This is a genomic window from Tenacibaculum sp. L6, assembly GCF_028823685.1.
Taxonomy (GTDB): Bacteria; Bacteroidota; Bacteroidia; order Flavobacteriales; family Flavobacteriaceae; genus Polaribacter.
Genome location: NZ_JAPEHZ010000080.1, coordinates 1 through 9,189, shown reverse-complemented (window position 1 = coordinate 9,189; position 9,189 = coordinate 1). Strand labels below are relative to the sequence as shown.

At 33.9% G+C, this 9,189-nt stretch carries 2 protein-coding genes and 2 pseudogenes; 3 read left to right on the top strand and 1 reads right to left on the bottom strand.

Annotated elements, in window-relative coordinates; genetic code table 11:
- A pseudogene (locus OU788_RS11115) lies at positions 1–354 on the bottom strand (hypothetical protein); the annotation flags it as partial.
- A 311-nt stretch (positions 355–665) separates the two neighbouring features.
- Between OU788_RS11115 and OU788_RS11110 the strand changes: the two are divergent.
- The 3 genes and pseudogenes from OU788_RS11110 to OU788_RS11100 form a co-directional block, all read left to right on the top strand.
- On the top strand, positions 666–2,846 hold the full coding sequence (locus tag OU788_RS11110; protein WP_274635233.1) for a T9SS type B sorting domain-containing protein: 2,181 nt from the start codon (positions 666–668) through the stop codon (positions 2,844–2,846).
- 9 nt (positions 2,847–2,855) lie between these two features.
- A complete protein-coding gene (locus OU788_RS11105; protein ID WP_274635232.1) occupies positions 2,856–4,688 on the top strand; it encodes a PorP/SprF family type IX secretion system membrane protein in 1,833 nt (610 codons plus the stop codon).
- Positions 4,689–4,731: 43 nt separating this feature from the next.
- Positions 4,732–9,189, top strand: a pseudogene (locus OU788_RS11100) (hypothetical protein); the annotation flags it as partial.

Sequence of the window (9,189 nt, the reverse complement as noted above, 5' to 3'; positions counted from 1 at the left end):
ATTGTTTAGTGTCAATCCTTTAGCGATCGATTTTCCTAAGTTACCTGTTCCTTTAGAAATGATTAAAACTTCAAGATTAGGAAAGTTTGGTAAATCAGTTAAGTTGTATATGTTGTGTGTTTGGTTGTATGCATAAATATTTATTTCTGTTATATAACTGGCTTCAGTAATGCTAATCTCACCATCATTGTTTAAATCAATGATTTCAGGTTTGTGAGAGCCAATGGTTAAATCAGAGCTCTTAGTTAAAAGGAATTGTTTTAAAAAAGAGTTACTGAGATTAATATTTTGCCCATAAGAATTTGTACATAGGTATAGTAATACACCTAAAATGTAAAAGGAGTTTTTTTTCATAATACATAAATTTTGCACGTCCAATACTTTTTAAGAGCGTGCTTTTCGGGGTTAAACTTGATGATACAATTTTTTAACCACATGTAATGTAGTGGTATGTAAAGTATAGCATATTTTCAATAACAAAGAAAGGTTTTTTTATATAAAATGGAAGACCTTTTTTTAAAAAAAGTAGAAAAAAGAAGGAGGTTAAAACTTTAGTTGTGGGTTACACATAGATTTTATATATTTCGGCGTTAAATTTTGTTAATTTTAATACCGTTTTTGTTAAGAAAAACTATAAATTTGACACCCCTTAAAGGATCCCTTAGATGAAAAATTACACTAAAAGCATTTTATTACTTTTAGCGACACTTCTGTTTTGTGCAACAAGTGCTGTATCTCAGACGCTGCTTAAGCCTGAGATTCAGTTTTCTAATGCTTGTAATGGTGCAGCTACAGATTTTAATGTGGTTTTTAAATACTCGGGTTCAGATTTTAACTCCAATAATGTATTTACGATAGAATTATCTGATGCAGATGGAAATTGGGGAAGTCCGATCAATGTAGGTACAGTAACCACTGAAAATTCTTCATATACTTTTTCTAGAACTTTTCAATTGCCTGATAATACTTACGGAACTAATTACAAGATACGTTTGGTTGCTAGTTCACCAGTAATGACCAGTCCAGATTCAGATTCGTTTGCAGCATATAAATTTTCAACAGATACTTTAGTTTTAAATAATTATGATGATGTTGTACTTTGTGATAGTGGATCAGCAGAACTTATATTAAATACTAATCAGAATGGTAATTACGAATGGTACAAAGATGATGTATTATTTACCACTACAACGGAACCTAAACTAGAGGTCACTTTATCTGGAAAGTATGAAGTGAAAATTGATTATGGAGCTTGTGGGTTTAGAGAGTCTACAATATCTAATGTAATTATCTTAGATAATACAGCCAAACAAATTAAAGGGCCTTCAACCGTAGAAATATGTGGAGATGAGTCACATACTTTTGAAGCTAACACAAATCGTTCAGGTTTAACCTATAATTGGTACTTAGACAATAAATTAGTACAATCATCTAATTCTTCAACCTATACAACACCAACAACAGGGCAGTTTGGAACGTATCATTTGGTAATTGATACAGGAACCTGTACTACCAAGTCAAACGATGTAGTGTTACAACAACAAACTACAGCAGGTTTTACAGTAACGAATGTTGGAGCCTTAGAAAGAATTATTTTATTTGGTGAAAAAAAAGAATTGTGTATTACACATGATGCTGACCCCTCAGAAGTTACTATAGAATGGTATAGAGATGATGTAACTATGGGAACTGCTGTTAGGAATCAGTTATGCATAGATGCAGCTACAGCAGGGGTATATTATGCAAGAGTAACAAAGAGTACAGGTTCAGCTTGTGATGATATAGTTGATTCTGAAAAGTTTACATTGTTAAACGTAACATCATTTGAACCAACTATTAGAGTGGAAACCAACTATGAGGAATGTAATACTAGAAGTACAGAGTTAAGTATAGTAGGGGTTAAGGCAGAGGTAGAAAATGGAGATATGTATGATCTAACATCAGATCAAATAGCTTTACTAAGTTTTGAATGGTATAAAAATAATGTGTCAACAGGAGGAACAGTAAGCGAATACAAAGTTAATTCGCATTTAGATAATGGTACATATACATTAAAAGCAAGTTTTAATGGTGTAGAAGGGGTGTCTAATGAATTAGATGTTAAGTTGGCTGAAGTACCCGAAATAAGAAGCACATCAACTTCAAACTCACTTTGTGCTGGTTCTTCTATAACTTATACAATAAATAATGTAGCAGCAGGTTATACGTATCAATGGATTAAAGATGGTACGGATGATGTTACCCCAGCAGACCCACAAACATTAACAGTAACAGAGGTAGGCGAGTATGTATTGCGATACTCAGGTTTTGGTTGTGATAATGAACTAGAGCCTATAAACGTAGTGATGTTTGATGATTCTGCGGTAACCATTACTCCTTCTGAGATTGTGGTAATGGAGGAAGGAAGTTCAGCAACTATAACAGCAGCAGGGGGAGAGTCATATGAGTGGTATCAAGGAGAGAGTATATCAGGAACCACATTATCAACAACAGAACAGTTAGAAGTAACAGAGCTAGGTTTTTACACAGTATTAGTAAAAGTAGGGGCCTGTTCGGTAACAAGAACGGTAGAAGTTGTAGAGCCAGATGATCAAATTATAGTACCCAACACCTTAACTCCTAATGGAGACGGTAAAAATGACACATGGAAGATATCAAACAAATATGCGTTTCAACCACTAGTAACTGTAATGTTGTATAATGCTAATGGTAAAGAGATTTTAAAAACAACTGAGTACAAAAATGATTGGCCAACAGAAGATTTAGGAAATCAAAAAGTTTTTTATTATAAAATAATAAGAGAAGACAAATTGATTAAAGCTGGAACGATATCTGTTTTACACTAAAAAGTTAGCATGATTAGAAAAATTACCTTACTTATTATATTGATATTAAATGTGTTTGTTATACAAGCGCAAACTTCTGGTAATGAACAGCAATATAATAGTTTCAGTTCTCGTAACTTTATGAAGTTTAATCGCTTTTTAACCGTGCCAACATTTTCTGCATTACGAGAAAACAAAACATCTCTTTCAGCTATAGTAAGAAACAGTAACATAGATTTTGAGGATAATCCCCGTTTATATGTGCTTACGTATTCAGGGAAAATGAGAGAAAATGTTGGAGCAGGAGTGGCTGTATATCAACAAGATGTAGGGTCGGTAAAAGATTTTGGAGCTATAGCAAATTATGCACATCGTTTACAGTTAAATGAAACGATGGATTTAACTTTTGGATTTAACTTTTTATATAGTAGAAGAAGTTTAAACTGGGGGAAGGTTCTAGTAACTGATGATGACGATACTTTTTTAAGTAATTATCAAGATGATCCTGTGGTTAATTTTCAACCAGCAGTAACGTTGTCTATTGGAAAGTTTGATGTTGGTGTCTTTTTCGAGAATTTAGTAGACTTTAATCTTAAAAAAAGTGAGATGGCAACTTCTTTTGGAGAAAAAACATTTTCGGGACATCTAATGTACTCTCATGAATTTACTTACGCATCAGGGCTTTTTGAAGGAGCTGATGTAAGATTCCTAGCAACCGCTAGAAAACCAGGGAATGATGACTTTGGTTTTGGAGGGAGCGCTATAGTAGATTTACCTAAAGCAGGTTGGGTTAAAGCTGGTTATGACAAAACATATGGAATTTCAGCTGGTGTTGGAATAAACCTTTCAGAAAATTTAGCCATAGGAATCAGTTATGAAAAAAGTAGTTTTGCCGCAACAAATGAGGTAGGACTAATTTATAATTTTGGAAAAAAAACATATACAAGAGAACGTCCGACAAGAAGAACGGGTAATGTAAAAGTTAATTTACCAGAAAGAACTCCGAAAAAAGAAGTTGAATATAAAAATCCTGAGCATAACGACTTATCAGACGAAATTCAACAAGCACAAGATTCTATCGATATCTTAAATAAAAAGATAGATGAAGTGTTGAGAATATTAAAAAATCAACCAGCACCAAAAACAATTACGAATACTGTAATTATTAAAGATAGTGCTGAGACAAAAGATACTTCATTACGAAGAAGATCAAACAAACCTTGGCGTAATAGTACCATAACACGTTCTGGAGGAGGAGGTACAATGTATTATGTTATTTCTGACCAGTTTAGAAGCAAGGAAAATGCAGAAGCATTGATAGATAAATGGAAACGTTTAGATATAGAAGCAAAATATGTGTTTGAACCAGAGAAAAAATTATACTACGTGTATTTAGATCGTTTTGCTAAAGAAGAAGATGCACAAGAAAAAGTAGATGATTTTAATGATAAAACTCGTTTGTTTGAAAAGAACGATGACAAAAAAGATGACTCTACAATAAAAGTTAACAAAACAACCAAAGATCCTGTTTATGTAGTTAAAATCACTTTAGGTGGAGAGGTTAGAAATTATGAAGAGCCTAAAACACAGCCACCTGCAAGGGTTTACCCAATGGAAGCAGCAGGCGTAGCACCAGGATATTATTTACGAGTATACGTAAATTCTCAGAAAGCATTAGCTGATAGAAATGTAGATGAATTAAGAAACGATGACATAGATGCAGATTATTTTGTAGATCCAAAAACAGGCTACATGCATATATATATATTTAAAACAACAGATAGATCGGAAGCGATTAAAATGTACAATACAAATTTAAATGGTGCTTTTTATGATCGTAAAGCAATCATTCAAATTAAATAATATAATAAAAGAACTTGATTAATTAATTTCCCCAATTGATATTATGAAGAGAATAATTACCCTACTAATAATTGTATTACAAACCTTTTTTTGCTTTTCTCAGGAGAAACAAAAACCAACATCAAAACCATCACAAGTAGTTTTAGATGAAACGGTAGGTTATGAAAAACTAATAGAAAGACTTTCTAAAGAGAAGGCATTAAGACCACCATCAACGCCTTATTTTGACCAAAGAGTTGTTAAGCCAGATGGAACAAATGGCGGTATAAATATAAAAGGAGATATAACATTTATATCAAATAATATATTAAGTGTAGAAGGTTGGGTATACGACAGTGGATGGAATTATTATAATTCTGATGACCCTTATGATGGGTCTAATTCAAACGGAAATGTTAATATGCAATACGTTGACATTGATGGGGATTCATCTACAGATTCATCAAGTTCAGATGAGTTGAACTTACCAAGTTGCTCTAGAGTAGTATATGCAGGATTGTATTGGGCTGGTATTTATCCATACGAAACTTGGGGAGGGCGAGAAAGTAGGAGATATAATCCATATCAAATAAAATTTAAATTACCAGGAGAAAATTATCAAGATATACAAGCAGATGCGAGTGATGTTACAAAGAGGGAGTTAATTTATGATAATGGTGTTGCTTATATATGTTATAAAGATATTACTTCAGATATTCAAGGGTTAGCAACTGTAAATCCTGATGGACATAATGGTACTTATGTCGCAGCTAATATAAGAGCAACCAGAGGAAATGACCCTAATGGACTAGGAGGGTCTGGAGGTTGGACAATGGTTATTATATATGAAAACCAAACAGAGTCAAGTAAGAACATAGCAATTTTTGATGGTTTTGCAGATGTTCGTAATGGGAATAATGTAGATTTATCATATTCTGGATTTACAACAGTACCTGTAGGCCCAAACCCAGCGAATCCAGCACCAGTTAGAGCAACATTATTAGCTGCAGCCTTAGAAGGAGACAGAAGTATTAATTGGGATAGTTTTCAAATAAATAACAGAGAAGATGGAACAGGTGCATATATAGATCAATATACACCAAATGTAAACCCTAGAGCATGGGATAATACGTATAGGAGATGGAGGTATAACTTTTTTAATGGATCTATTAGTAGAAATGACCAGTATGTAACAACAAGAACACCTAATAGTGAAAATACTCTAGGTTTTGATGTTGATTTATATCAGTTACGTAATACGAATAATAGTGTAATAACAAATAACCAAACATCCGCACATGTTAGGTTTACATCAAATCAAGATACTTATTGGCCTTTTTTAAACGCTTTAGCAGTTGAAATTATAGAGCCTAAAGTACAACTGATAAAAACAATTGAAGATGCTAGTGGTAATGATATACAAGGTACACCTGTAGGTTTAGGGAGTGAATTGTTTTACAATATAAGTTTTCAGAATGTAGGAACAGATGATGCTAGAAATACAATAATTACAGATTTATTACCAAAAAATGTAGATTTATTAACAACTACAGCACCAAATGGCTCTGTTGCACCAGATGGAACACGTTTTGATATAGATTTACCTCCAGGAGTATCTATAACAGCATACGATCCACCAAGCGCAGCTAATGATAATAGAGCTGAATTAGAGATTTCAGTACCAGATAATATGGTTTTAGAGGGAGGTGCCCTTTATAACATTCGTATGCACGTTCAAGTAGTAACAGACTGTAGTCAATTAAGAGATGTGTGTTCTAATGAAGTTAGAAATCAAGCTTTTGCCAGATACGAAGGAATTAGAGGAGGAGTTGTAGTTAATAATGAGCCAAGTTATGCAGGTATAGATGATTGTGATTTTGGTATTGTTGGAACTTCAAACTTTTTAGTTGATACAAGTGGATGTTCTTTTGAAACGACACAAGTAATGTGTGGTTCTGGTATAACATTAACTGCTGGAGCAGGGTTTGAATCATACGAATGGAGAGATGCCTCAGGTACTTTATTAGGAACTACTACAGTACCATCTTTTGATGTAACTAATGAAGGAACTTACACAGTTAATAAGATAGCCTCAGCAGCATCAGGATGTATAAATGCTGAAGAAACCATACATGTTGTAGGATATAATTCAGAACCAAATCCATTACAACCATTTGCAGACCAAGTATTAACTTGTGCAAGTAATGGAGAAGAGTTAGCTGAAGTTTACTTATGTGGTGATAGTGGTTCTAGAACTATTAATTTACCATTTGATACCTCTTCAGCTACAAGAGTACAATGGTTTAAATTGGATGAATCTTCTTGTACCGATGTAATAGAATCAGGATGTCCTAATATAAATACAGGCTGTACATGGAATGAGGTAGGAATCGGAGAATTTTCTAGAAACTTTGAAGATGCTGGAGAATATCGTTTAGATGTTTTATATGATGGAAGATGCCCTAAAAGTTACTACTTCAATGTGTACAAAGCAACTTTAAATCCTACCTTTATTAGACAGGATATTTTATGTGGAAACGACGGGTCTATAACTGTTAATAATGTACCAGCAGGTTACCAATATAGTTTAACAGGTCCTGGAGGTTACAATGCTCCTTTTCAAGATAGTAATGTTTTTTCAGGTTTAACAGCCGCAGGAAACTATAACCTTTCAATCCGTGTAAGTAGTGCGTCTGCTGCTTCATGTACATATACTTTTCCTCCTATTAATATTCAGGAAAATGACATAGATATGGACGTCATTACAACACCTATGCAGTGTTTTAATGATTCAGCACAAATAAGAGTTCAAGTAAATAATGTTCCTGGAGATTATACATATGAATTATTACAAGGTGGAAGTGTAGTAGGAATAGAAGGTCCAACTGCTAATAACGATTTTACTTTTAATGTTACAGATGGTGGGGCTTACACAGTGAGAGTTACAACACCTCAGTGTACCGCTACAGAAACGATTGTTATTAATGAACCAGATGAGTTATTACTTACAGCATTAAAAACTAAAGATATAACTTGCGAATCAGGAAGTTCAGACGGAATTATTCAGTTAACTGCAAGTGGAGGAACATTAGACACATCGTCAGGTAATAATTATAATTTTGCTGTATGGACGAGTCAGGGAACAGATTTATATACAAACCCATCAGACATTCCTAATACTGCGTTTTTAACACCAGCAACAAACCCATACACCTACAATGTGCCTGTTGGTAGTGAAGGAATATATCGATTTATTGTTATTGATGATAATAACTGTTATACAATTTCAGACCCGGTAGAAATTACTGTAGAGCCAGAATTAGCTTTTACTCATTCAGAAACAGATGTAACTTGTAATGGTTTAACAGATGGAACCATTAATGTTAGTGTTAATGGAGATAATTTAGGATATGCAGTAGAATATAGCATTGATAATGCTACATGGAACACTACAGGTGCTTTTGATAGTTTAGGTGATGGAACTTATACCATTTATATAAGGGCATCAAAAAATTCTTATCAGTGTTTATATGAAATTCCTAATGTAGTAATAAATGAGCCAGCACCACTTAATGGAGGAAGTGCAACAAAAACTGATTTAGAATGTAACACCTCTGGAGGAACTACCTTTGGTACTATAACCTATACAGCACCAACAGGAGGTACTCCTAATTATACATATTATTATAAGTTAAATAGTGAATCAACTTATACATTAGCAGCAAATAATCCAGTAACAGGGCTCCCTGCAGGAACATACAACACAAGAGCAATAGACGCAAGTGGATGTATTATAGATTTAAATAATGTAACTATAAATGGTTTACCATCAGCACCAAATGTAACAAGTACTGTGGTATATAATTGTGATGGTACAGGTAATATTACAGTAACCCCTACACCATCAGGAACATATACCTATACATTGTTAGATTCAACAGGAGGAACAGTTGCTACTAATAGCACAGGAATATTCAATGGACAATCAGTTGGAAGTTATACAGTTGAAGTAAACTACGGAAGTGGGTGTATTACAGGTTTTGGAGTAGTGGTATTAGATGATCAAGAATTCACAGCAACGGCAGTTGGTTCAGCAGTTGCATGTAATGGAGATACCAATGGAGAGATTACAATAACAGCAGCTAATTATGGAACGTCATTTGATTACAACATAAATGGAGCAGGTTGGGTAACAGGAAACACATCAAACACAATTACAGTAAACTCAGGATTAGGAGCAGGAAACTATACAGTTGAAGTTCGTTCCTCTACAGTTTCATCCTCAGGTACAGAATGTGTTGTTACGGTAAATAATGTAAATATCACAGAGCCAAGTGCATTAACAGGCTTAACGGCTAATATATTAAAGGAGGTTACCTGTGATCCAGCAACAGGGGCTACTATTGAAGGAGATGTAACCGGAGGTACTCCACCATACACATACGATTATCAATTAAACGGATCAGGAGGAATGTTAGTTAAAAAAGCCATGAAAGGTCATGTAGATTTATTAAACCCTGCA

Excerpts from the sequence above, each read along its gene's own strand:
- OU788_RS11105 (WP_274635232.1), top strand. The coding sequence starts at position 2,856 with ATGATTAGAAAAATTACCTTACTTATTATATTGATATTAAATGTGTTT.
- OU788_RS11110 (WP_274635233.1), top strand. The coding sequence starts at position 666 with ATGAAAAATTACACTAAAAGCATTTTATTACTTTTAGCGACACTTCTG.